The sequence below is a fragment of the Streptomyces coeruleorubidus genome, assembly GCF_028885415.1.
GTDB lineage: Bacteria > Actinomycetota > Actinomycetes > Streptomycetales > Streptomycetaceae > Streptomyces > Streptomyces coeruleorubidus_A.
This window is the reverse complement of the sequence record NZ_CP118527.1, coordinates 5918917-5940109: the sequence shown is the minus strand read 5'-3', so window position 1 is coordinate 5940109 and position 21193 is coordinate 5918917. Positions and strand designations below refer to the sequence as shown.

32 protein-coding genes are annotated in these 21193 nt (G+C 67.7%); 1 reads left to right on the top strand and 31 read right to left on the bottom strand.

The window, feature by feature from the left end; all coding sequences use genetic code 11:
- Nucleotides 1-3: 3 nt before the first annotated feature.
- Both PV963_RS27815 and PV963_RS27810 read right to left on the bottom strand, forming a co-directional pair.
- Nucleotides 4-2250, bottom strand: a complete 2247-nt coding sequence (locus PV963_RS27815) for a HAMP domain-containing protein (protein ID WP_274822131.1) — start codon at nt 2248-2250, stop codon at nt 4-6.
- A gap of 203 nt (nt 2251-2453) precedes the next feature.
- Nucleotides 2454-3596: a CapA family protein gene (locus PV963_RS27810; protein ID WP_274818500.1), complete on the bottom strand. Its 1143-nt coding sequence runs from the start codon at nt 3594-3596 to the stop codon at nt 2454-2456.
- A gap of 56 nt (nt 3597-3652) precedes the next feature.
- Here PV963_RS27810 and PV963_RS27805 point away from each other — a divergent pair, with 56 nt between their 5' ends.
- Nucleotides 3653-4642, top strand: coding sequence for a hypothetical protein (locus tag PV963_RS27805; RefSeq protein ID WP_425540946.1), 990 nt, complete (start codon nt 3653-3655; stop codon nt 4640-4642).
- 17 nt (nt 4643-4659) lie between these two features.
- Here PV963_RS27805 and truA read toward each other — a convergent pair whose 3' ends face one another.
- The 29 genes from truA to rplD form a co-directional block, all read right to left on the bottom strand.
- The gene (gene truA / locus PV963_RS27800; protein ID WP_274818497.1) at nt 4660-5514 is read right to left on the bottom strand and encodes a tRNA pseudouridine(38-40) synthase TruA; all 855 of its coding nucleotides are present in this window, start codon (nt 5512-5514) and stop codon (nt 4660-4662) included.
- A 142-nt stretch (nt 5515-5656) separates the two neighbouring features.
- Entirely contained in the window at nt 5657-6142 is a 486-nt protein-coding gene (gene rplQ, locus PV963_RS27795) for a 50S ribosomal protein L17 (RefSeq protein WP_274818495.1), read from the bottom strand.
- A 115-nt stretch (nt 6143-6257) separates the two neighbouring features.
- A complete protein-coding gene (locus tag PV963_RS27790; protein ID WP_003966937.1) occupies nt 6258-7280 on the bottom strand; it encodes a DNA-directed RNA polymerase subunit alpha in 1023 nt (340 codons plus the stop codon).
- Nucleotides 7281-7432: 152 nt separating this feature from the next.
- Nucleotides 7433-7837 (bottom strand): 30S ribosomal protein S11, encoded by a 405-nt coding sequence (rpsK, locus tag PV963_RS27785; protein ID WP_003956432.1) that lies wholly within the window; start codon nt 7835-7837, stop codon nt 7433-7435.
- Nucleotides 7838-7903: 66 nt separating this feature from the next.
- Nucleotides 7904-8284: a 30S ribosomal protein S13 gene (gene rpsM, locus PV963_RS27780; protein ID WP_004984507.1), complete on the bottom strand. Its 381-nt coding sequence runs from the start codon at nt 8282-8284 to the stop codon at nt 7904-7906.
- A gap of 183 nt (nt 8285-8467) precedes the next feature.
- Nucleotides 8468-8581: a 50S ribosomal protein L36 gene (gene rpmJ / locus PV963_RS27775; RefSeq protein ID WP_003974245.1), complete on the bottom strand. Its 114-nt coding sequence runs from the start codon at nt 8579-8581 to the stop codon at nt 8468-8470.
- A gap of 56 nt (nt 8582-8637) precedes the next feature.
- Nucleotides 8638-8859, bottom strand: coding sequence for a translation initiation factor IF-1 (gene infA / locus PV963_RS27770; RefSeq protein WP_003948620.1), 222 nt, complete (start codon nt 8857-8859; stop codon nt 8638-8640).
- A gap of 234 nt (nt 8860-9093) precedes the next feature.
- A complete protein-coding gene (map, locus tag PV963_RS27765; protein WP_184987153.1) occupies nt 9094-9930 on the bottom strand; it encodes a type I methionyl aminopeptidase in 837 nt (278 codons plus the stop codon).
- A 132-nt stretch (nt 9931-10062) separates the two neighbouring features.
- A complete protein-coding gene (locus PV963_RS27760; RefSeq protein WP_274818490.1) occupies nt 10063-10725 on the bottom strand; it encodes an adenylate kinase in 663 nt (220 codons plus the stop codon).
- A complete protein-coding gene (secY, locus tag PV963_RS27755; RefSeq protein WP_274818488.1) occupies nt 10725-12038 on the bottom strand; it encodes a preprotein translocase subunit SecY in 1314 nt (437 codons plus the stop codon). Before secY ends, PV963_RS27760 begins: the two co-directional genes overlap by 1 nt.
- Nucleotides 12039-12273: 235 nt before the next feature.
- Nucleotides 12274-12729, bottom strand: a complete 456-nt coding sequence (gene rplO, locus PV963_RS27750) for a 50S ribosomal protein L15 (protein ID WP_274818486.1) — start codon at nt 12727-12729, stop codon at nt 12274-12276.
- 2 nt (nt 12730-12731) lie between these two features.
- Entirely contained in the window at nt 12732-12914 is a 183-nt protein-coding gene (rpmD, locus tag PV963_RS27745) for a 50S ribosomal protein L30 (protein WP_003974250.1), read from the bottom strand.
- Nucleotides 12915-12916: 2 nt separating this feature from the next.
- Nucleotides 12917-13522, bottom strand: coding sequence for a 30S ribosomal protein S5 (gene rpsE / locus PV963_RS27740; RefSeq protein WP_009190144.1), 606 nt, complete (start codon nt 13520-13522; stop codon nt 12917-12919).
- A 43-nt stretch (nt 13523-13565) separates the two neighbouring features.
- Entirely contained in the window at nt 13566-13949 is a 384-nt protein-coding gene (rplR, locus tag PV963_RS27735) for a 50S ribosomal protein L18 (RefSeq protein WP_274818482.1), read from the bottom strand.
- A gap of 3 nt (nt 13950-13952) precedes the next feature.
- Nucleotides 13953-14492, bottom strand: a complete 540-nt coding sequence (gene rplF / locus PV963_RS27730; RefSeq protein WP_274818480.1) for a 50S ribosomal protein L6 — start codon at nt 14490-14492, stop codon at nt 13953-13955.
- A gap of 23 nt (nt 14493-14515) precedes the next feature.
- The gene (gene rpsH / locus PV963_RS27725) at nt 14516-14914 is read right to left on the bottom strand and encodes a 30S ribosomal protein S8 (RefSeq protein WP_086601011.1); all 399 of its coding nucleotides are present in this window, start codon (nt 14912-14914) and stop codon (nt 14516-14518) included.
- A gap of 213 nt (nt 14915-15127) precedes the next feature.
- Nucleotides 15128-15313 carry a type Z 30S ribosomal protein S14 gene (locus tag PV963_RS27720; protein WP_003948630.1) on the bottom strand — a complete coding sequence of 62 codons (186 nt, stop codon included), beginning with the start codon at nt 15311-15313 and terminating at the stop codon, nt 15128-15130.
- A gap of 5 nt (nt 15314-15318) precedes the next feature.
- Entirely contained in the window at nt 15319-15876 is a 558-nt protein-coding gene (gene rplE, locus PV963_RS27715; protein WP_086842632.1) for a 50S ribosomal protein L5, read from the bottom strand.
- Nucleotides 15876-16199: a 50S ribosomal protein L24 gene (gene rplX / locus PV963_RS27710; protein ID WP_003992365.1), complete on the bottom strand. Its 324-nt coding sequence runs from the start codon at nt 16197-16199 to the stop codon at nt 15876-15878. Before rplX ends, rplE begins: the two co-directional genes overlap by 1 nt.
- A 2-nt stretch (nt 16200-16201) precedes the next feature.
- Nucleotides 16202-16570 carry a 50S ribosomal protein L14 gene (gene rplN, locus PV963_RS27705; protein ID WP_003998823.1) on the bottom strand — a complete coding sequence of 123 codons (369 nt, stop codon included), beginning with the start codon at nt 16568-16570 and terminating at the stop codon, nt 16202-16204.
- A gap of 227 nt (nt 16571-16797) precedes the next feature.
- Nucleotides 16798-17085 carry a 30S ribosomal protein S17 gene (gene rpsQ / locus PV963_RS27700; RefSeq protein WP_010036717.1) on the bottom strand — a complete coding sequence of 96 codons (288 nt, stop codon included), beginning with the start codon at nt 17083-17085 and terminating at the stop codon, nt 16798-16800.
- Complete coding sequence (rpmC, locus tag PV963_RS27695) at nt 17085-17309, bottom strand: 50S ribosomal protein L29 (protein WP_010036720.1); 225 nt, start codon at nt 17307-17309, stop codon at nt 17085-17087. The genes rpsQ and rpmC overlap by 1 nt, the downstream gene beginning before the upstream one ends.
- On the bottom strand, nt 17309-17728 hold the full coding sequence (gene rplP, locus PV963_RS27690; RefSeq protein WP_086601013.1) for a 50S ribosomal protein L16: 420 nt from the start codon (nt 17726-17728) through the stop codon (nt 17309-17311). The genes rpmC and rplP overlap by 1 nt, the downstream gene beginning before the upstream one ends.
- A gap of 5 nt (nt 17729-17733) precedes the next feature.
- Nucleotides 17734-18558 carry a 30S ribosomal protein S3 gene (rpsC, locus tag PV963_RS27685; RefSeq protein ID WP_086560684.1) on the bottom strand — a complete coding sequence of 275 codons (825 nt, stop codon included), beginning with the start codon at nt 18556-18558 and terminating at the stop codon, nt 17734-17736.
- Entirely contained in the window at nt 18558-18905 is a 348-nt protein-coding gene (gene rplV, locus PV963_RS27680; RefSeq protein ID WP_010036727.1) for a 50S ribosomal protein L22, read from the bottom strand. Before rplV ends, rpsC begins: the two co-directional genes overlap by 1 nt.
- Nucleotides 18906-18947: 42 nt before the next feature.
- Nucleotides 18948-19229 (bottom strand): 30S ribosomal protein S19, encoded by a 282-nt coding sequence (gene rpsS, locus PV963_RS27675; protein ID WP_003992359.1) that lies wholly within the window; start codon nt 19227-19229, stop codon nt 18948-18950.
- A gap of 12 nt (nt 19230-19241) precedes the next feature.
- Nucleotides 19242-20078: a 50S ribosomal protein L2 gene (gene rplB, locus PV963_RS27670; RefSeq protein ID WP_006140909.1), complete on the bottom strand. Its 837-nt coding sequence runs from the start codon at nt 20076-20078 to the stop codon at nt 19242-19244.
- A gap of 38 nt (nt 20079-20116) precedes the next feature.
- Nucleotides 20117-20536, bottom strand: coding sequence for a 50S ribosomal protein L23 (gene rplW / locus PV963_RS27665; protein WP_020272643.1), 420 nt, complete (start codon nt 20534-20536; stop codon nt 20117-20119).
- Nucleotides 20536-21192, bottom strand: coding sequence for a 50S ribosomal protein L4 (gene rplD / locus PV963_RS27660; RefSeq protein ID WP_059424831.1), 657 nt, complete (start codon nt 21190-21192; stop codon nt 20536-20538). Before rplD ends, rplW begins: the two co-directional genes overlap by 1 nt.
- Nucleotide 21193 lies beyond the last annotated feature (1 nt).

The following is a 21193-nucleotide window of genomic DNA, read 5'->3' as shown; positions in this document are numbered from 1 at the left end:
GGGTCACCTTCCCCGAACGCCGGCTTCCGGCTCCGCGAGCCGGCGCGCCTGGGTCTGCTTACGGGCCTGGAGTTGCTGGCGCAGCAGTTCGAGGCTGCGCACGACGGCGCCGACCTCGTCCTGGTAGCGGGGGTACAGCACGGACTTGAGGTCGCCGTCGGCCAGCTTCTCCGCGCCGGCCGCCAGGGCCCGCATCGGCCGGGCCACGACCAGGTGGACCCAGCCGAGGCAGACGACGATCAGGGCCAGACCGAGCAGTCCGGCCAGGACGCTGCGGTCCTCGCGCTGGTACGGGGTGATCTGGAAGTCCTTGGCGTTCTGCCAGCTGACCACGGTCCAGCCGATGTCGGCCGCCACACCACCGCCGGAGAAGGGGGCGGCCGCGGCGACGGTGACCCCGCGGCCCTCGCGGATCAGCAGACCGTTCTCGACGGGACCGGCGCCGACGTGGACGCTGCCGGCCCGGACGAGGTCGGTGAGCGCGTCGCGCGGCAGTTCCTCGAAGGCCAGGAAGCCGTCGCCGGCGGCGATGGTCCGCGCCTTGGAGTCCACCACGCGGACCTCGCCGAGCCCGGGCCGCTTCAGCAGCGAGTTGAGGAACTCGACCCGGATCTCGCCGACCAGGGCCATGCCCTTGCGGCCCGGCACCGGCGCCCCGGCCTGGACGACCGGCTTCTTCGCGCCCTCGCCGGCCACCCGGACCAGCGGCAGCTCGTCCGCGTCGGCGAAACCGGCGCGCGGCTCCTTGCCCGCGCGGGCGACGACCTCGCCGTCCTCGTCGAGGAGGTACAGCGCCTGGTAGCGGGTGTGCTCGCGCAGGGTCTCCTCAAGCAGAGCGCGGCCGGCGTCGGCGTCGTCCGGGTCGATCAGCCGGGACGCGGAGACCAGGTCCGCCTGCGCCTCGTTGAGCGCCCGGCGCACCCGGTCGGCGACCAGGTCGGTGCGGTCACGCTGGTCCGCGACCATGCTGGCCGGAATGCTGACGGAGTCGTCGGTGCGGTTCAGCAGGAGGCCGACGGGCAGGCACCACAGCAACAGCAGTACGGCGGTCAGCGCGAGCGGCCCGCGCACCCCGAACCGTCCCTTGACGCGCTGGCGCCCGCCGGGATCATCGGCCGGGCCGCCCAACTGCGCGCGCAGCCTCTCCAGTGCGGAGCCGATGCGCGCGGCCTCACCCCAGCGGGGCACGTCCACCGGGCGGGTCAGGTCGCCCCGGGCCAGTCGGCGGGACTCCAGGAACAGCCGCAGCAGCGGCCGCTGCACGGTCGCCCACAGCACGGCCGCGGCGAGCAGTCCGAGCACCACCAGGGCTCCGGCCGCCAGCAGCCCGTACAGCTCCCGGTCCGGAGCGGCGGCCTGCTGCTCGACCACGGGCAGCAGGGCGACGACGGTGAGCCCGAGGCCCGCGCCGACGCTCTTCTTCTCCTCCGGGTCGGCGGAGGAGAGGGAGGCGTAACCGGCCGTGGTGACACGGCCGTTGTAGCTCCCGCCGACCAGGGTCCCGCTGACCCCGGGGTAGCCGCGGGAGCCCGGCTCCCTGGCACTGACCGGGTCCTGCTCGGTCTCCCGTGCCGCCTTGGCGGACAGCCCGCTCATCTGCTTCTGGAGGAAGGCCAGCTCCTTGCGCTCCTGGTCGGTGTTGAGCGCCTCGGACTGTTCGAAGCCTGCCGTGGCGAGGATCTCCCCGCCGGTGGCGACGACCGCCATGGAGCGGAACTGACCCAGGTTGATGGCGGGCACGGACAGGCTGTTGGAGGCGAGCAGCAGCTGCTGCGGCCGGTCCTCGAAGTCCAGGACCGCCATGGTCATCAGGCGTACGTCGCCGGTCTCCAGCCGCACCATGCGGGGCTTGAGGGCCGTGTCCCCGGTGAGGACGTCCTTGTCGAGCCACCCGAGGGGAATCGTTTCACCCCTGGCGGCCAGCACCTTGCCGCTCTCCAGGTCCAGGACCGTGGTGCCCGTCCACTTCTGATAGGTCTTCCCCAGGTCGGACAGGACGCGTTCGGGCTTCACCGGCGACCCCGCGTTCAGCGCGGCGGCGGTGCGGTTCAGGTCGGTGACCCGCTCGTCGATCGAGGCGCGCAGGGCGATGGCGCCGTCCTCGGCGAAGTGCTGCTGCGAGGAGAGCACCGCCTGCGGTACGGGCTGCTCACCGGCGGGTCCGAGCACCTGGGCGGTGAGGCCGGCGAGGGCGAGCACCAACACGCACAGCAGCGCGATCGGGGGACGGACGCCGCCCAGCAGCGGCATGTCCGCACGTCTTCGGCTGCGCCGCCGTCCCCCCTTCACGGGGCGCGCGGCTCGGGTGGGTGTCACCGGTGGTCTCCTCCGGCCTCTCTGGGTGAAGAACGGCCGCACAGAACACCGCTCCCGCGGAGAGGTAACGGACCGCCGTATACAAGACTGTTGGGGAGCGCCGAAGTTGTGCCGGTCGCCCCGTACGCGCTGTGGCGCTAGTCACGCTCCAGCGTGAGCTCCTTCAGGCCGTCGCCCCCCGGCGCCCCGCGGTTGTACAGGAAGCCACGTGTGCGGTCGGCCGCCAGCCGGTAACGGGCGAGCCGCTCCTCGGAGAGGTCGCCCGGCGCGTCGAGGGCCCGGCGCACGTCGACCACCCGGTGGTCCTCGACCGCGCCGGCGGGCGGCTTCTCACCGGACTCCACCTCGGGCGGGATGTCCACCAGCGTCGTGGCGTAGCGGGCGGAGACGTCCCAGCCGTCGGTCGTCTCACGGAACTCGAACCAGCCGATCGCGCCCTCCTCCGTGACCCCGGTGGGCGAGGAGTGTCGGGCGACCTGGTTGCCCAGGCTGTAGGCGACCCAGGTGCCGTTCACCTTCTGGATCGGCTGCACGGCGTGGGAGTGGTGCCCGATCACCAGGTCGATCCCGGTCTCCTCACTGAGCCGCTCCGCCAACCGCAGCTGGGCGACGCTCGGTTCGTTGTAGTGCTCGGCCCCCCAGTGCACCGACAGGATGACCACCTCGGCACCCTTCTCACGGGCCCGGGCCTCGGCGTCCTTGATCGCCTCCGCGTCGAGCTCGTTGAACGCCCATTTCTCCTTCTCCGGCGTCGGGTGGCGGAACGACATCCAGGAGAACGAGAGGTGGGCGACCTTGACTCCCTTGACGTCACGAATGTTGATCCGTTCCGCTTCCTCGGGCGTGCGAGCGGAGCCGGTGTGCCCGAGTCCGGCCTTGTCCATGGCGTTCAAGGTGCGCCGCACGGCCCCGAGGCCGTGGTCGTAGGTGTGATTGGAGGCCGTCGAGCAGGTGTCGTAGCCCACACCCTTGAGCGTCGTCAGGATCTGCGGCGGGACGAGGAACTCCGGGTACCCCTCGAAGGGACCCCGCGGATTCCCGACGGGCGTCTCCATGTGACAGATCGCAAGATCGGCCTCACTGACGACCGGCTTCACCCCGGCGAGCAGCGGCCCGAAGTCCAGCCCGGCCTCTCCCTCGCCGGTCTTCTTGGCATCCTTGGCGGCCTGGTCGACCAGCTCGGGGTGGATCAGCACATCACCGGCGGCGGCGACGGTGAACGAGCGGCCACCCGGCTTCACCTGCGGTGCGGATGCCGCGGAGGTGCACGCGGTCGTCACGGCAACGGTGGCCGCGAAAGCGGTTGCCGCCCGGGCGATCCGGAGAGGATTACGAAGTGTCACCGCATCATATTCACATGGAGCACACAAGCACCACGGAAGTTACCGTCACAAGACAGTCACATTTGACTCGCATTCTGGTCCAAATCGGACTTGTCCTCGCCCTGTTCGGCTGCCAGTCGGCCACAGACCGGTCAACGGACGACTCCACTCCGGGCGCCCGGGAGCTCGTGGACCTCCGCAACAGGATCCTCGCGTACACGGCGGACCTGGAGCCCGACGCCGCGTACTCCCCACCGGACGACGCCCAGCGCGAGCGCGTCGCCGAGAGCGTCGGCCACCTCCTGGACGGCGACGCCACGAAGGCCGAACGACTGCTCGACCCCCTCGGCCTGAAGCTCACCCGCCTCACCGACACGGAGTCCGGCCGCAGGTACGACGAGATCGCCGCCGCCCGCCCCGGCCGGGCCGAACGCTGGGGACGCCTCTACCTGACCGCCGACTCCGACGTCCGCTGGAACGCCCAGGTACCGCACCCCGTCTCCGACCGGGACACCGAAAGCCTCGGCGTGCGGCTCCTGGAGGACAACCCCGGCGGCTCCCTGGTCCTCGCCGGCGCGCACCGCGAGGCGGGCCGGGGCGACGCCGCCGACGTCGCCCACAGGGCGGACAGCGTCTTCCACGCCATCGTCGTGGAGCTCCAGAAACGCGACGTCCCGGGCGTGCAACTGCACGGCTTCGCCAAGGACTCGGACCGCCCCTACGAGGCGGTCCTCTCCACCGGAGCCGCGCGGAGCACCTTCACCGAGGCCGCCGCCCTGGCCGACGCCATGCAGGCCGACGGGCTGCGGGTCTGCCGGAGCTGGTCGGCCCGCTGCCCCCTGGAAGGCACCACGAACGTCCAGGGCAAGGCCGCGGAGCGCCACCACGCCAAGTTCCTCCACGTGGAGCTCTCCCCCAAGGCACGCGGCGACGGCAACGACGCCGACGCCGCCGCCACGGCCCTCTCAGGGCTGGTCACGACCTGGAACTCCGCCCGCCGGTGAGGAACGGCAAAAGCCGGTCAGCAGCACCCCGCCGACGGCAACGACCGCTTGTTCCGCGCCTCCTTGCTGCGCGCGGCGAGCAGTTCGTCGGCCGGGTAGCCGACCTCCTCCAGCGTCAGCCCGTGCGGCCGTACGACGTGCACGGCCGAGTCCCGTACGCCGGCCGCCAGCACCTTCGCGGGCCAGTCCGGCGGCCGGTGCCCGTCGCCCACGAACAGCAGCGCCCCGATCAGCGAACGCACCATGTTGTGGCAGAAGGCGTCGGCCCGCACGGTCGCGGTGATGATCCCGTCGTCGCCCTTCACGAGACTCAGCTCCTGGAGCGTACGGATCGTCGTCGCGCCCTCCCGCTTCTTGCAGTAGGCGGCGAAGTCGTGCTCGCCGAGCAGCCGCCGCGCGGCCTCGTTCATGGCGTCGACGTCCAGGGGCCAGTCATGCCACAGCACATGGTTGCGCAGCAGCGGATCGACGCCCCCGGGATTGTCGGTGACCCGGTACGCGTACCGCCGCCAGATCGCCGAGAACCGCGCGTTGAAGCCACTGGGCGCCTCCCTGAGGGCCCAGACCCGGACGTCCCTGGGCAGCCGCCCGGCGAGCCGCTTCAGCAGCTTCTGGTTGTGCTCGGCCCAGACCTCACGCGGCAGATCGACATGCGCCACCTGCCCCCGGGCGTGCACCCCGGCGTCGGTACGCCCCGCCACGGTCAGCTCGTACGTCTGCCCCGACCGCGTCACGGTCCGCAGGGCGTCCTCGATCTCCCCCTGCACGGTCCGCCGCCCCCCGGCCTGCTTGGCCCACCCGGAGAACTCGCTCCCGTCGTACGACAGATCGAGCCGCACACGCGCGTAACCCGCTGCTGCTTCATCACTCACGTACAGATCCTCTCAGCAACACAAAAGCGGGCCCGCCCCTCATAGAGGAACGGACCCGCCAACGCCCTTCAAGGGGCGCGGGGAACTGCGCGAACAACCACAACGAATCCGCAGCCGCCAGCAAACAGCCCCCGGCAGACGCTCAGGCGTCCTTGGACTCCTCGGCGTCATCAGCCTTGGTCACATCGACCTGAGCCTCAGCAGCCTCGGCGTCCTTCGCGGCACGCTTGGTCGCGGCCTCGGCCTCGCCGGTCGCCTCCTGAGCCACCGTCAGCGCCTCGACCAGCTCGATGACAGCCATGGGCGCGTTGTCGCCACGGCGGTTACCGATCTTGGTGATGCGGGTGTAGCCACCCGGACGGTTCTCGTAGCGCGGGCCGATCTCGGTGAAGAGCGTGTGGACGACGCTCTTGTCCGTGATGACCTGGAGCACCTGACGGCGGTTGTGAAGGTCGCCCTTCTTCGCCTTGGTGACCAGACGCTCGGCGTACGGACGCAGCTTGCGCGCCTTCGCCTCGGTGGTGGTGATACGACCGTGCTCGAACAGCGACTTCGCGAGGTTCGCGAGGAGCAGCTTCTCGTGCGCGGCGCTGCCGCCCATACGGGCACCCTTGGTGGGCTTCGGCATGGTGTTTCTCCTAGGTGTCTGCCCCGGCCGTATCAGGTACCGGGGTCAGTATCCGAGCGAGCGGTTGCCCGTCGGAGATCCGGGGTCCGCTGACGCGAACCCCGGAAGCAGAGACTCAGTACTGCTCGGTCTCCACGAAGCCCGCGTCCGCGTCGTCGTCCGCACCAAAGGCGTCGGCGGCCGCGGTCGGGTCGAATCCGGGCGGGCTGTCCTTCAGGGCGAGACCCATCCCGGCCAGCTTCGCCTTGACCTCGTCGATGGACTTCGCACCGAAGTTGCGAATGTCGAGGAGGTCGGCCTCGGAACGAGCCACGAGCTCACCCACGCTGTGGATGCCCTCGCGCTTGAGGCAGTTGTACGACCGAACGGTGAGCTCCAGCTCCTCGATCGGCAGAGCCAGGTCCGCGGCGAGCGCGGCGTCCGTCGGGGACGGACCCATGTCGATGCCCTCGGCGTCGATGTTGAGCTCGCGGGCCAGACCGAACAGCTCGACCAGGGTCTTGCCGGCCGACGCCATGGCGTCACGCGGACGCATGGCCTGCTTGGTCTCGACGTCGACGATCAGCTTGTCGAAGTCGGTCCGCTGCTCGACACGCGTGGCCTCGACCTTGTACGTGACCTTGAGCACCGGCGAGTAGATGGAGTCGACCGGGATCCGGCCGATCTCCTGGCCGACCTGCTTGTTCTGCACGGCGGAGACGTAGCCACGGCCGCGCTCGACCGTGAGCTCCATCTCCAGCTTGCCCTTGCCGTTGAGCGTGGCGAGGACGAGGTCGGGGTTGTGCACCTCGACACCGGCCGGCGGCGCGATGTCGGCGGCGGTGACCAGACCCGGGCCCTGCTTGCGCAGGTACATCACGACCGGCTCGTCGTGCTCCGAGGAGACGACCAGCTGCTTGATGTTGAGGATCAGGTCGGTGACGTCCTCCTTGACGCCCGGCACGGTGGTGAACTCGTGCAGGACACCGTCGATGCGGATGGACGTGACCGCCGCACCCGGGATCGAGGAGAGGAGGGTCCGGCGCAGGGAGTTGCCGAGGGTGTAGCCGAAGCCCGGCTCCAGCGGCTCGATCACGAACCGGGAGCGGAACTCGTCGACGACCTCTTCGGTCAACGAGGGACGCTGAGCGATCAGCATGTGTGGATCAGATCCTTCAGTCGGGGGCGCCCGCTATATGACGCCCGACTTGAACCGTCCCCGACGAAAAGGGACGGGTACTGCAAGGGTACGGGCGATACGGCCCTTACAGAGCCGTACCGCCCGAAAACCGCTGCCCGTGGACCGAAACGTCAGACGCGACGGCGCTTCGGCGGACGGCAACCGTTGTGCGGGGTCGGGGTGACGTCCTGGATGGAGCCGACCTCGAGGCCCGTGGCCTGCAGGGAGCGGATCGCGGTCTCACGACCGGAACCCGGGCCCTTCACGAACACGTCGACCTTGCGCATGCCGTGCTCCTGGGCGCGGCGGGCAGCCGACTCGGCGGCCATCTGCGCGGCGAACGGCGTGGACTTCCGGGAACCCTTGAAGCCGACGTGGCCGGCGGAGGCCCAGGAGATCACGTTGCCGGACGGGTCCGTGATCGAGACGATCGTGTTGTTGAACGTGCTCTTGATGTGCGCGTGGCCGTGAGCGACGTTCTTCTTTTCCTTGCGGCGCACCTTCTTGGCAGCGCCCTGACGACCCTTGGGGGGCATCTATAACTCCTACGGGAGGTGGTCGGTCCTACAGCGAAGACCGCTGGACGGCGAGTCCGCTGCGGACTACTTCTTGCCCGGCTTCTTCTTGCCGGCGATGGCGCGACGCGGGCCCTTGCGGGTACGAGCGTTCGTGCTGGTGCGCTGACCGCGGACGGGCAGACCGCGGCGGTGACGCAGACCCTGGTAGGTACCGATCTCGACCTTGCGGCGGATGTCGGCCTGGATCTCGCGACGGAGGTCACCCTCGGTCTTGATGTTGTTGTCGACGTACTCGCGGATCGCGACGAGCTGCTCCTCGGAGAGGTCGCGAACGCGGGTGTTCGGGTCGACGCCGGTGGCGGCCAGCGTCTGCTGCGAGAGGGTCCGGCCGATGCCGAACACATAGGTGAGGGCGATCTCCACGCGCTTTTCGCGCGGGATGTCAACACCGGAAACGCGTGCCATTCAATGGCTCCAGTTACTTGACGGAGGTCTTCCACAGAACCGACTCCCAGCCGCCGTACGAGGTACGAACTGGGTCCCCGGCCTCCGACCGGGGGTGTCAGACCCGGAGGTCTGGGTCCTGCGTATGAACATATTCAGCTTGCGTCGCGCGAAGTTCTGCGTATGCAGAGGTGCGGTCGTGCGTCAGCCCTGGCGCTGCTTGTGGCGCGGGTTGTCGCAGATGACCATGACCCGGCCGTGACGGCGGATCACCCTGCACTTGTCGCAGATCTTCTTGACGCTCGGCTTGACCTTCATGGGTGAGGTTCTCCGGGTCAGTGCCACCACCCCGGAAGCCGGGGCGCGGGCAAGATCTACTTGTAGCGGTAGACGATCCGGCCACGCGTCAGGTCGTACGGAGACAGCTCCACCACGACCCGGTCGTCAGGGAGGATGCGGATGTAGTGCATGCGCATCTTGCCGCTGATGTGTGCCAGGACCTGGTGGCCGTTCTGGAGCTCGACCTTGAACATGGCGTTCGGAAGAGACTCGACGACAGTGCCCTCGATCTCGATGGCACCTTGCTTCTTGGCCACGCTTCGCCCTTCGAATCGACTACCTTGATCGACTCAGTGCGAGCGCATGCAGACATGCGGATGCACAAGAGCCGACGAGTCAGTCTACGTCAGGGCTCTCGGAAACACGAATCGAGGAAGTCTGCCCCGGTCGACAGATCATTAAGCGCCCCGAAAGGGGCTCGGGGAACTGCGCGACCGGCCCCGACGCGCCCGCAGCCGCCGAACGTCAGCGCATCCCTCCCCGGAAGGCGCTCAGCCCAGCGGATCAGGCGCGGCAACGATCCCCAGCTCCGCCAGCTTCGCCTTCCCCCCGTCGGGAGACGTCAGCACCAATGGCCCCTCCTCCGTCAGCGCCACCGAGTGCTCCCAGTGGGACGACCACGTGCCGTCCGTGGTGACGACCGTCCAGTCGTCCTGGAGGACCTCGGTCTTCGGCGTGCCGAGGGACACCATGGGCTCGATCGCGAGGCAGAAGCCCGGCACCAGCTTCGGGCCCTTGCCGCGCCGGCGGTCGACGTAGTTCAGCAGGTGCGGGTCCATGTGCATCTCGGTGCCGATGCCGTGGCCGCCGTAGTCCTCGATGATCCCGTAGCGACCACCGCCGGGCTTCGGCTGCCGGCGGATGTAGGTCTCGATGGCACGGGAGACGTCGACCAGACGATTCCCCTGCTTCATGGCCGCGATGCCGGCCCACATCGACTCCTCGGTCACCCGGGAGAGCTCGACCAGCTCCGGAGCGTGACCGGAGCCCACGAAGGCCGTGTACGCGGCGTCGCCGTGCCAGCCGTCGATGATCGCGCCGCAGTCGATGGAGATCACGTCCCCGTCCTTGAGGACGACGTCGTCGGAGGGGATGCCGTGCACGACGACCTCGTTCACGGACGTGCAGATCGTCGCCGGGAAGCCGCCGTACCCGAGGAAGTTCGGCTTGGCGTTGTGCTCGGCGAGCACCTTGCGGGCGACCTGGTCCAGATCCTTCGTCGTGGCCCCCGGCACGGCGGCTTCGCGGGTCGCCGCGTGGATGGCCGCGACGACCAGCCCCGCCTCACGCATCTTGGCGATCTGCTCGGGGGTCTTGATCTGCACCATGGGGGCTACGGCCTTTCTGGACCTTCGGAGACATGAACGCCTTCAACGATACGGGGCCGCGCGAGGACCCCGCCCACACAGCAGCCGCGGCTCCCCCGGGGGGGAACCGCGGCCGTGGCTGCGCAGGAACGACTACTTGTCGTCCTCGTCACGCTTGAGCGCCTCCATGGCGCGCGTCGTGACGTCCTCCACCTTGCCGAGCGCCGAGATCGTGACCACCAGGCCCTGCGCCTTGTAGTAGTCGATGATCGGCTCGGTCTGCGTGTGGTAGACCTCCAGCCGCTTGCGGACGGTCTCCTCGGAGTCGTCGTCCCGCTGGTAGAGCTCGCCGCCGCAGACGTCGCAGACGCCCTCCTTGGCCGGCGGCTTGTACGTCACGTGGAAGACGTGCGCCGACTCGTTGCGGCAGACGCGACGGCCGGCGATCCGCTTGACCACCTCGTCCTCGGGGACCTCCAGGTCCAGCACCGCGTCGAGCTGCATGCTCTCGGTCTCGAGCAGCTCGTCGAGCGCCTCGGCCTGGGAGACGTTGCGGGGGAAGCCGTCCAGCAGGAAGCCGTTCTCGGCGTCCGGCTGCTCCATCCGGTCCTTGGCCATCGCGATGGTGACCTCGTCGGGCACGAGATTGCCCGCGTCCATGTAGGACTTCGCCAGTTTGCCGAGTTCCGTCTGCTGGCTGATGTTGGCCCGGAACAGGTCGCCCGTGGAGATGTGCGGGATCGACAGGTTCTGAGCGAGGAACGCGGCCTGCGTTCCCTTACCGGCACCCGGCGGCCCGACGAGGACGATACGCATCAGCGGAGGAACCCTTCGTAATTGCGCTGCTGGAGCTGGCTCTCGATCTGCTTCACCGTCTCGAGACCGACACCCACGATGATCAGGATGCTGGTCCCGCCGAACGGGAAGTTCTGGTTTGCCCCGAAACCAGCCAACGCCATCGTTGGCACGAGAGCGATCAGTCCCAAGTACAGCGAACCCGGCCAGGTGATCCGGTTGAGCACGTACGACAGGTACTCAGCGGTCGGTCGGCCAGCCCGGATGCCCGGGATGAAGCCACCATACTTCTTCATGTTGTCGGCGACTTCCTCGGGGTTGAACGAGATGGCCACGTAGAAGAAGGCGAAGAAAATGATCAGGAGGAAGTAGAGGACGATGTGCATCGGAGCGTCCGGCAGCGCGAGATTCTTCTCGATCCAGATCTTCCAGTCGGAGTTTCCACCGGCGAACTGCGCGACCAGCGCCGGGATGTAGAGCAGAGACGAGGCGAAGATCACAGGGATGATGCCGGCCTGGTTGACCTTCAGCGGAATGTACGTCGACGTACCGCCGTAGGACCGGCGGCCGATCATGCGCTTCGCGTACTGGACCGGAATACGGCGCTGAGCCTGCTCGACGAAGACCACCAGGCCGATCACGACGAGGCCGACCGCGATGACCGTGCCGAACTCGATCCAGCCGTCGGCCAGGGAGCCCTGCTCCTTGATCGCCCACAGGGCGGACGGGAAGGTGGCGGCGATCGAGATGAACATCAGGATCGACATGCCGTTGCCGATGCCGCGGTCGGTGATGAGCTCGCCGAGCCACATCACGAACGCCGTACCGGCGGTCATGGTGATGACCATGGTGATGGTGACGAAGATCGACTGGTCCGGGACGATCTGGCTGGCCACCGGGCAGCCCTGGAACAGAGCGCCGCTGCGGGCGGTGGCGACGAGGCCGGTGCCCTGGAGGATGGCGAGGGCCACCGTCAGGTAACGGGTGTACTGCGTGATCTTCGCCGTACCGGCCTGGCCCTCCTTCTTCAGGGCTTCCAGGCGCGGGATCACCACAGTCAGCAGCTGCAGGATGATGCTCGCCGTGATGTACGGCATGATGCCCAGCGCGAAGATCGTGATCTGGAGCAGCGCGCCGCCGCTGAACATGTTGACCAGACCGAAGAGGCCCTGGTTGGCCTGGGCATTGTCGATACAGGTCTGAACGTTCCGGTAGTCGACACCCGGGATCGGGACGTGCGTACCGACCCGGTAGATCACGATGATGCCGAGCGTGAAGAGCAGCTTCTTGCGCAGGTCGGGCGTCTTGAACGCCCGGGCGAACGCGGTGAGCACGGTGCCTCCTGCGACCCCCGCGCAACTGCGTCAAGGGTGACGGTCTTGAGGTTCGACGAATAGGTAACGGTCAACTGCCGCTCAGAGTGCCCGAAGTGAAGCACCCTGTGAAAAGAGGGCAGTGCAGGCCACCTTACCGGCGAGACTGCCGCCCTAGGAACGACCAACCGGGGATACCCCATTTGCGGAGTATCCCCGGTCGGGATCGCTCAGGTCATCGAGACGCCTGTGGTGTTCAGACGAGCTCGGTGACGGAACCGCCGGCGGCGGTGATCTTCTCCTTGGCGGAGCCGGAGACGGCGTCGACCGTCACCTGCAGCGCCACGGAGATCTCGCCCTGGCCGAGGACCTTGACGAGGCTGTTCTTGCGAACAGCGCCCTTGGCCACCAGCGACTCGACGGTGACCTCGCCACCCTCGGGGTAGAGGGAGGCCAGCTTGTCGAGGTTCACGACCTGGTACTCGGTCTTGAACGGGTTCTTGAAGCCCTTCAGCTTCGGGAGACGCATGTGGAGCGGCGTCTGGCCACCCTCGAAGTTCTCCGGAACCTGGTAGCGGGCCTTCGTGCCCTTGGTACCACGACCGGCCGTCTTACCCTTCGACGCCTCACCACGACCGACACGGGTCTTGGCGGTCTTGGCGCCCGGGGCGGGACGGAGGTTGTGGATCTTGAGCGGGTTGTTCTCCGCCATGATCAGTCGACCTCCTCGACCGTCACGAGGTGGCGGACGGTGTGCACCATGCCGCGGAACTCGGGGCGGTCCTCCTTGACGACCTGCGTGTTGATGCCCTTGAGACCAAGGGAGCGCAGGGTGTCACGGTGGTTCTGCTTGCTGCCGATGTAGGACTTGACCTGCGTGATCTTGAGCTGCGCCATGATTACGCACCCGCCCCGGCACGCGCACGCAGGAGAGCCGCGGGAGCGACGTCCTCGAGGGGCAGACCACGGCGGGCCGCGATCTCCTCGGGACGCTGCAGGCCCTTCAGGGCCTCCACGGTGGCGTGCACGATGTTGATGGCGTTGTCGGAGCCGAGCGACTTCGACAGCACGTCGTGGATACCGGCGCACTCGAGCACAGCACGCACCGGACCACCGGCGATAACACCGGTACCGGGCGACGCGGGCTTGAGCAGGACGACGCCGGCAGCCTTCTCACCCTGGATCGGGTGCGGGATGGTGCCCTGGATCCGGGGGACCTTGAAGAAGTGCTTCTTGGCCTCCTCAACGCCCTTGGCGATGGCGGCCGGCACCTCCTTGGCCTTGCCGTATCCGACACCCACGGTGCCGTCACCGTCGCCCACCACGACCAGCGCGGTGAAGCTGAAGCGACGACCACCCTTCACAACCTTGGCGACGCGGTTGATCGCGACAACGCGCTCAACGTACGCGGTCTTCTCGGCGGCAGCTGCGCCGCCGTCACGGCCCTTCCGGTCCCGCCGCTCGCCGCCACCGGCACCGCCACCGCGGCGCTGGGGTCCAGCCATTGGAATTACCTCTCTCTGTCTCCGCTAGCTACGGAACCAGGACTCAGAACTTGAGTCCGGCCTCGCGGGCGGCGTCCGCCAGGGCGGCGATGCGCCCCGCGTACTGGTTACCACCACGGTCGAACACGACGGCCTCGACACCGGCGGCCTTGGCGCGCTCGGCGACCAGGGCGCCGACCTGCTTGGCCTGCGCGGACTTGTCGCCCTCGCCACCGCGGATCGAGCTGTCCAGGGTGGACGCCGATGCCAGGGTGTGGCCCTTCAGGTCGTCGATCACCTGCGCCACGATGTGGCGGTTGGAGCGGGTCACGACCAGACGGGGACGCTCCGCCGTACCGTTGATCCGCTTGCGGATCCGGGTGTGACGGCGCTTGATCGCGGCGCGCTTGTAGGCGTCGCCCTTCAGGATCTTCTGCCCGTATGCCATGGCTTACTTACCCGCCTTTCCGACCTTGCGGCGGATGACTTCGCCCTCGTACCTGACGCCCTTGGCCTTGTACGGGTCGGGCCTGCGCAGCTTGCGGATGTTGGCCGCAACCTCGCCGACCTTCTGCTTGTCGATGCCCTCGACCGAGAAACGGGTCGGGGACTCCACCTTGAAGGTGATGCCCTCGGGGGCCTCGACCAGGATCGGGTGGCTGTAGCCCAGGGAGAACTCCAGGTTGGAGCCCTTGGCCTGGACGCGGTAACCAACACCGCTGATTTCGAGCTTCTTGACGTATCCCTGGGTCACACCGGTGATCATGTTCGCCACCAGCGTGCGGGACAGGCCGTGCAGGGCCTTGCTCTGCCGCTCGTCGTTGGGCCGGAGCACCTGAAGGGTGCCGTCCTCGGCCTTGGCGATGTCGATCGGCGCGATGACGGTGTGGGTCAGTTCGCCCTTGGGGCCCTTGACCGCGACCGTACGGCCGTCGATGGTGACGTCCACGCCGGCGGGAACCGGGATGGGGAGCTTGCCGATACGCGACATTGTGTCTCTCCTCCGTTCCCGAACTACCAGACGTAGGCGAGGACTTCCCCACCCACGCCCTTCTTCTGCGCCTGCTTGTCGGTCAGGAGACCGTGGGACGTGGAGATGATGGCCACGCCCAGGCCGCCCAGCACCTTCGGCAGGTTGGTGGACTTCGCGTACACCCGGAGACCGGGCTTGGAGATCCGCTTGATGCCCGCGATGGAGCGCTCACGGTTGGGGCCGAACTTCAGCTCCAGGACGAGGTTCTTGCCGACCTCGGCGTCCTCGACCTTCCAGCCCGTGATGAAGCCCTCCTGCTGGAGGATCTCCGCGATGTGCGACTTGATCTTCGAGTGCGGCATCGCCACGGTGTCGTGGTATGCCGAGTTCGCGTTCCGCAGACGCGTCAGCATGTCTGCGATCGGATCAGTCATGGTCATGAATTGGCCTTCGGCCTCTCTCGCCGGGGTTTCCTGGTGCGCCATCCCTCTCCCCGATCCGAGACGGGACGGGTGCGGCGCGGTGGACCTACGGCGTAGTAAGTCGTAAGGGCGGCGGCAGACGCCCAACCCCACAAGCCTAAGGCATGCGAGCTGGACGTCCTGCCGCCCCAGATGCTTACCGAGAGCCCTGCTAATCCCTGATTGGGGGGATTACCAGGAGCTCTTGGTCACGCCCGGCAGCTCGCCACGGTGAGCCATCTCACGAAGGCACACGCGGCACAGGCCGAACTTGCGGTACACGGAGTGCGGGCGGCCGCAGCGCTGGCAGCGGGTGTAGCCACGCACACCGAACTTGGGCTTACGAGCAGCCTTGGCAATCAGAGCCTTCTTCGCCATCTCGCTCACGCCTCCTTGAAGGGGAAGCCGAGGTGACGAAGGAGCGCGCGGCCCTCAGCGTCGTTGGTCGCCGTGGTGACCACGGTGATGTCCATACCCCGGACGCGGTCGATCTTGTCCTGGTCGATCTCGTGGAACATGACCTGCTCCGTGAGACCGAAGGTGTAGTTGCCACGGCCGTCGAACTGCTTGGGGGACAGGCCGCGGAAGTCGCGGATGCGCGGCAGCGCGAGCGACAGGGTGCGGTCCAGGAACTCCCACATGCGGTCGCCACGGAGCGTGACGTGGGCACCGATCGGCTGACCCTCACGCAGCTTGAACTGCGCGATGGACTTGCGGGCCTTGGTGACGGCCGGCTTCTGACCGGTGATCGTGGTGAGGTCGCGGATGGCGCCCTCGATCAGCTTGGAGTCGCGGGCGGCGTCGCCCACACCCATGTTGACCACGATCTTCACGAGACCGGGGATCTGCATGACGTTCTCGTACTTGAACTCGTCACGCAGCTTGCCCGTGATCTCCTCACGGTACTTCTGCTTCAGACGCGGGCTGGTGGTGGTCGTCATCAGATGTCCTCACCCGTCCGCTTGGCAACGCGGATCTTGTTGCCTTCGTCGTCGAAGCGGTAACCGACGCGGGTCACGACCTTGTTGCCGTCCTTCTCCACGACCAGCTGGACGTTGGAGACGTGGATCGGCGCCTCGGTGGTGACGATGCCGCCGGCCTGCGAACCGCGAGCCGTCGGACCGGCCTTGGTGTGCTTCTTGACCCGGTTGACACCCTCGACCAGGACACGGTCCTCGCGGGGGAAGGCCGCGATGACCTTGCCCTGCTTGCCCTTGTCCTTGCCGGTGATGACCTGGACCAGGTCGCCCTTCTTGATCTTCATGCTCACAGCACCTCCGGCGCGAGGGAGATGATCTTCATGAACTTCTTCTCGCGCAGCTCACGGCCGACCGGGCCGAAGATACGGGTGCCACGAGGGTCGCCGTCGTTCTTCAGAATGACGGCGGCGTTCTCGTCGAAGCGGATGTACGAGCCGTCCGGACGGCGGCGCTCCTTGACGGTGCGAACGATGACCGCCTTGACGACGTCACCCTTCTTCACGTTGCCACCGGGGATCGCGTCCTTGACGGTGGCGACGATGACGTCACCGATACCCGCGTAGCGGCGACCGGAGCCGCCGAGCACACGGATGCAGAGGATCTCCTTCGCACCCGTGTTGTCGGCGACACGCAGTCGCGACTCCTGCTGGATCACGTCTATCTCCTGGTTGTCTGCCGGTTCCCTCCGGAGGTTGAGCCGGAGAGCCTGGCGGAACTGTCCTGCGGGGTAGCCCCCGAAGGAATTACTTAAGCCTCAGTAGGCGACAACCTCCGCCGGGGGCCGCACGGCCGCCGCGGCCGAGGCCGACGGCGAGCCGTCGGCCCGGGGGCCGGGGGGCGGAGCCCCCGGCGGGGGTCAGCGGGAGCGGAGCCCCCGCTTGATTACTTCGCCTTCTCGAGGATCTCCACGACGCGCCAGCGCTTCGTCGCCGAGAGCGGGCGGGTCTCCATCAGGAGAACCCGGTCGCCCACGCCGGCGGCGTTCTGCTCGTCGTGCGCCTTGAGCTTGTTCGTACGGCGGATGACCTTGCCGTACAGCGCGTGCTTGACGCGGTCCTCGACGGCGACGACGACGGTCTTGTCCATCTTGTCGCTGACGACCAGACCCTCACGGGTCTTGCGGAAACCGCGGTCCGTCTTGGTCTCTTCAGTCACGTTGCTCTCGCTCATCAGGCGCTCTCCACCGTCTCGATGCCCAGCTCGCGCTCACGCATCAGGGTGTAGATCCGCGCGATGTCCTTGCGGACGGCCTTGAGCCGACCGTGGTTCTCGAGCTGGCCCGTCGCCGCCTGGAAGCGGAGGTTGAACAGCTCTTCCTTGGCCTCGCGGAGCTTGTTGAGGAGCTCCTCGTTGCCCAGCTCGCGCAGCTCGGACGCCTTGGTACCGGCCGACATCACGCTTCACCTGCCTCGCGCTTGACGATCTTGCACTTCATCGGCAGCTTGTGAGCCGCACGGGTCAGGGCCTCGCGCGCGATCTTCTCGTTGGGGTACGACAGCTCGAACATCACGCGTCCGGGCTTGACGTTGGCCACCCACCACTCCGGCGAGCCCTTACCGGAACCCATGCGGGTCTCGGCCGGCTTCTTGGTGAGGGGGCGGTCCGGGTAGATGTTGATCCAGACCTTGCCACCACGCTTGATGTGACGCGTCATGGCGATACGAGCGGCCTCGATCTGACGGTTCGTCACGTACGCCGGGGTCAGCGCCTGGATGCCGTACTCGCCGAACGCGACCTCAGTGCCACCCTTGGCCATACCACTGCGCTTGGGGTGGTGCTGCTTGCGGTGCTTGACCCTACGGGGGATCAGCATTTCGGTCAGGCCTCCGTTCCGGTGCTCTCAGCCGGAGCGGCGGACGCGGGAGCCTCGGCCTTGGGGGCCTCGGCGCCGGCAGCCTGCTGCGGCTTGCGACCGCGCCGCTCGCCACCGCGGCCACCACGGGCCGGGCGGTCGGCACCGCCGCGGGCCGGGCGGTTACCCGCACGGGCAGCGGCGTTCTCGGCGCGGACCTCGGCGATGTTCTTGACGTCGCCCTTGTAGATCCAGACCTTCACACCGATGCGGCCGAAGGTCGTCTTGGCCTCGAAGAAGCCGTAGTCCACGTTCGCGCGGAGCGTGTGCAGGGGCACACGGCCCTCACGGTAGAACTCCGAGCGGGACATCTCGGCGCCACCGAGGCGGCCACCGCACTGGATCTTGATGCCCTTGGCGCCGGCCTTCATCGCCGACTGCATGCTCTTGCGCATGGCACGGCGGAAGGAGACGCGGGAGGACAGCTGCTCGGCGACGGCCTGGGCCACCAGCTGAGCGTCCGTCTCCGGGTTCTTGACCTCGAGGATGTTCAGCTGGACCTGCTTGCCGGTCAGCTTCTCCAGGTCACCGCGGATGCGGTCGGCCTCGGCGCCGCGGCGCCCGATGACGATGCCCGGACGCGCGGTGTGGATGTCCACACGCACACGGTCACGGGTGCGCTCGATCTCGACCTTGGAGATGCCGGCGCGCTCCATGCCGGACGTCATCATCCGACGGATGGCGACGTCTTCCTTGACGTAGTCCTTGTACAGCTTGTCGGCGTACCAACGCGACTTGAAGTCGGTCGTGACACCGAGCCGGAACCCGTGCGGGTTTACCTTCTGGCCCATTACCGGGTTCCTTCCTTGCTGCTGACGACCACGGTGATGTGGCTGGTCCGCTTGCGGATCCGGTAGGCACGGCCCTGGGCGCGCGGACGGAACCGCTTCAGGGTCGGGCCCTCGTCGACGTAGGCCTCGGAGATGTAGAGGCTGTCGACATCGGTGTGGTCGTAGTTGTGCGCGGCGTTGGCGATGGCGCTGTCCAGCACCTTGCCGACCGGCACGCTCGCGGCCTGCGGGGCGAAACGCAGGACCGCCTGAGCCTCCGTGGCGTTCAGGCCACGGATGAGGTCCACCACTCGGCGGGCCTTCATGGGCGTGACGCGGATGTACCGCGCCTGGGCCCTGGCTTCCATGGTTGTCCTTCCAGTGTCTGTCATGGTCATTCCACCCCGCGCTTAGCGGCGCTTCGACTTCCGGTCGTCCTTGACGTGACCCCGGAAGGTGCGCGTCGGCGAGAACTCGCCGAGCTTGTGGCCGACCATCGACTCGGTGACAAACACCGGAATGTGGGTCTTGCCGTTGTGCACCGCGAGCGTGTGGCCGAGCATGGCCGGCACGATCATGGAGCGACGGGACCAGGTCTTGATGACGTTCTTGGTGCCGGCTTCGTTCTGGGCGTCCACCTTCTTGATCAGGTGGTCGTCGACGAAGGGCCCCTTCTTGAGACTGCGCGGCATCTAAACCCGCTCCTAGCGCTTCTTGTTCGTCTTGCGGCGGCGGACGATGTACTTGTTCGACGCCTTCTTGGGCGAACGAGTACGGCCTTCCTTCTTGCCCCACGGGGACACCGGGTGGCGACCACCGGAGGTACGGCCCTCACCACCACCGTGCGGGTGGTCAACCGGGTTCATGACCACACCACGCACGGTCGGGCGGACGCCCAGCCAGCGCTTACGACCGGCCTTGCCCCAGTTGATGTTGCTCTGCTCGGCGTTGCCGACCTCGCCCACAGTGGCGCGGCAGCGGACGTCGACCAGGCGGATCTCACCGGACGGCATGCGCAGGTGGGCCATGGAGCCCTCCTTCGCGAGCAGCTGCACGGAGGCGCCGGCGGAGCGGGCGAACTTCGCACCGCCGCCCGGACGCAGCTCGATGGCGTGCAGCGTGGTACCGACCGGGATGTTGCGCAGGGCAAGGTTGTTGCCCGGCTTGATGTCGGCCCCGGGACCGTTCTCGACGCGGTCGCCCTGCGACAGGCCACGCGGCGCGAGGATGTAGCGCTTCTCGCCGTCCGCGTAGTGCAGCAGCGCGATGCGCGCGGTGCGGTTGGGGTCGTACTCGATGTGCGCGACCTTCGCCGGCACGCCGTCCTTGTCGTGACGACGGAAGTCGATCACGCGGTAGGCGCGCTTGTGGCCACCACCCTGGTGGCGGACGGTCACACGACCGGAGTTGTTACGGCCACCCTTGCTGTGCAGGGGGCGGACCAACGACTTCTCCGGCGTGGACCGCGTGACCTCGACGAAGTCGGCGACGCTGGCACCACGACGGCCAGGAGTCGTCGGCTTGTACTTGCGGATACCCATTTCTCAGTCCTCGTCCGATTCCGGACGATCCTGACCGCTTACGCGGTCGGACCGCCGAAGATGTCGATACGGTCGCCCTCGGCGAGGGTCACGATCGCGCGCTTGGTGGACGCGCGCTGGCCGAAGCCCGTGCGGGTCCGCTTGCGCTTGCCCTGGCGGTTGATCGTGTTGACCCCGGTGACCTTGACCGAGAAGACCGCCTGAACGGCCTGCTTGATCTGGGTCTTGTTGGCGCTCGGGTCGACGATGAACGTGTACTTGCCCTCGTCGAGGAGCGCGTAGCTCTTCTCCGAGACGACCGGCTTGAGCAGCACGTCACGGGGGTCCGTGAAGGACTTGCTCAGCGGGGTCTCGACGGTGTTCTTGCCCTCGGTGGCGTGGCGACGCGCCTTCTTGACGCGAGCCTCCTTGGCCTTCTTCGCGGCCTTCGAGGCGATAGCGGGGTGACGGATGGCCATCAGACCTCGCTCCCTTCGGTGTCGTTGGCCTTCGGGCCGGCGACGAAGGACTCGAAAGCGGCCTTGGTGAAGACCACGTCGTCCGAGACGAGAACGTCGTACGTGTTCAGCTGGCCCGGCTCCAGGATGTGGACCTGGGGCAGGTTGCGGGCGGACAGCCACGCGGCCTCGTCGGAGCGGTCGACGACCAGGAGCAGGTTCTTGCGCTCGCTGATCTTGCCGAACAGGCTCTTGGCGGCCTTGGTGGAGGGGGTCTCGCCCTCGACCACGCCGGAGACGACGTGGATGCGGTTGTGACGGGCCCGGTCGGTGAGGGCGTGACGCAGCGCGGCAGCCTTCATCTTCTTGGGCGTCCGCTGCGAGTAGTCGCGCGGCACGGGACCGTGCACGACGCCACCACCGGCGAACTGCGGCGCGCGGGTCGAACCCTGACGGGCGCGACCGGTGCCCTTCTGGCGGTACGGCTTCTTGCCACCGCCGCGGACCTCGCCACGGGTCTTGGTCTTGTGCGTGCCCTGGCGGGCAGCGGCCAGCTGTGCGACGACGACCTGGTGGATCAGCGGAATGCTGACCTTCTCGACGTCGAAGATCTCCGCGGGGAGCTCGACGGAACCGGCCTTGTCGCCCGCCGGCGAAAGGATGTCAACAGTGCTCATT

What these genes read in the sequence shown, in the direction of transcription:
- PV963_RS27815 (WP_274822131.1), bottom strand. Translation starts at nt 2,250, where the DNA reads ATGCCGCTGCTGGGCGGCGTCCGTCCCCCGATCGCGCTGCTGTGCGTG.
- rplQ (WP_274818495.1), bottom strand. Translation starts at nt 6,142, where the DNA reads ATGCCGAAGCCCACCAAGGGTGCCCGTATGGGCGGCAGCGCCGCGCAC.
- PV963_RS27790 (WP_003966937.1), bottom strand. Translation starts at nt 7,280, where the DNA reads ATGCTGATCGCTCAGCGTCCCTCGTTGACCGAAGAGGTCGTCGACGAG.
- rpsK (WP_003956432.1), bottom strand. Translation starts at nt 7,837, where the DNA reads ATGCCCCCCAAGGGTCGTCAGGGCGCTGCCAAGAAGGTGCGCCGCAAG.
- rpsM (WP_004984507.1), bottom strand. Translation starts at nt 8,284, where the DNA reads ATGGCACGCGTTTCCGGTGTTGACATCCCGCGCGAAAAGCGCGTGGAG.
- rpmJ (WP_003974245.1), bottom strand. Translation starts at nt 8,581, where the DNA reads ATGAAGGTCAAGCCGAGCGTCAAGAAGATCTGCGACAAGTGCAGGGTG.
- map (WP_184987153.1), bottom strand. Translation starts at nt 9,930, where the DNA reads ATGGTGCAGATCAAGACCCCCGAGCAGATCGCCAAGATGCGTGAGGCG.
- PV963_RS27760 (WP_274818490.1), bottom strand. Translation starts at nt 10,725, where the DNA reads ATGCGTATCGTCCTCGTCGGGCCGCCGGGTGCCGGTAAGGGAACGCAG.
- rplO (WP_274818486.1), bottom strand. Translation starts at nt 12,729, where the DNA reads ATGGCGGAGAACAACCCGCTCAAGATCCACAACCTCCGTCCCGCCCCG.
- rpmD (WP_003974250.1), bottom strand. Translation starts at nt 12,914, where the DNA reads ATGGCGCAGCTCAAGATCACGCAGGTCAAGTCCTACATCGGCAGCAAG.
- rpsE (WP_009190144.1), bottom strand. Translation starts at nt 13,522, where the DNA reads ATGGCTGGACCCCAGCGCCGCGGTGGCGGTGCCGGTGGCGGCGAGCGG.
- rplR (WP_274818482.1), bottom strand. Translation starts at nt 13,949, where the DNA reads ATGGCATACGGGCAGAAGATCCTGAAGGGCGACGCCTACAAGCGCGCC.
- rplF (WP_274818480.1), bottom strand. Translation starts at nt 14,492, where the DNA reads ATGTCGCGTATCGGCAAGCTCCCCATCCCGGTTCCCGCCGGCGTGGAC.
- rpsH (WP_086601011.1), bottom strand. Translation starts at nt 14,914, where the DNA reads ATGACCATGACTGATCCGATCGCAGACATGCTGACGCGTCTGCGGAAC.
- PV963_RS27720 (WP_003948630.1), bottom strand. Translation starts at nt 15,313, where the DNA reads ATGGCGAAGAAGGCTCTGATTGCCAAGGCTGCTCGTAAGCCCAAGTTC.
- rplE (WP_086842632.1), bottom strand. Translation starts at nt 15,876, where the DNA reads ATGACGACCACCACCAGCCCGCGTCTGAAGCAGAAGTACCGTGAGGAG.
- rplX (WP_003992365.1), bottom strand. Translation starts at nt 16,199, where the DNA reads ATGAAGATCAAGAAGGGCGACCTGGTCCAGGTCATCACCGGCAAGGAC.
- rpsQ (WP_010036717.1), bottom strand. Translation starts at nt 17,085, where the DNA reads ATGAGCGAGAGCAACGTGACTGAAGAGACCAAGACGGACCGCGGTTTC.
- rpmC (WP_010036720.1), bottom strand. Translation starts at nt 17,309, where the DNA reads ATGTCGGCCGGTACCAAGGCGTCCGAGCTGCGCGAGCTGGGCAACGAG.
- rplP (WP_086601013.1), bottom strand. Translation starts at nt 17,728, where the DNA reads ATGCTGATCCCCCGTAGGGTCAAGCACCGCAAGCAGCACCACCCCAAG.
- rpsC (WP_086560684.1), bottom strand. Translation starts at nt 18,558, where the DNA reads ATGGGCCAGAAGGTAAACCCGCACGGGTTCCGGCTCGGTGTCACGACC.
- rplV (WP_010036727.1), bottom strand. Translation starts at nt 18,905, where the DNA reads ATGGAAGCCAGGGCCCAGGCGCGGTACATCCGCGTCACGCCCATGAAG.
- rpsS (WP_003992359.1), bottom strand. Translation starts at nt 19,229, where the DNA reads ATGCCGCGCAGTCTCAAGAAGGGGCCCTTCGTCGACGACCACCTGATC.
- rplB (WP_006140909.1), bottom strand. Translation starts at nt 20,078, where the DNA reads ATGGGTATCCGCAAGTACAAGCCGACGACTCCTGGCCGTCGTGGTGCC.
- rplW (WP_020272643.1), bottom strand. Translation starts at nt 20,536, where the DNA reads ATGGCCATCCGTCACCCCGCTATCGCCTCGAAGGCCGCGAAGAAGGCC.
- rplD (WP_059424831.1), bottom strand. Translation starts at nt 21,192, where the DNA reads ATGAGCACTGTTGACATCCTTTCGCCGGCGGGCGACAAGGCCGGTTCC.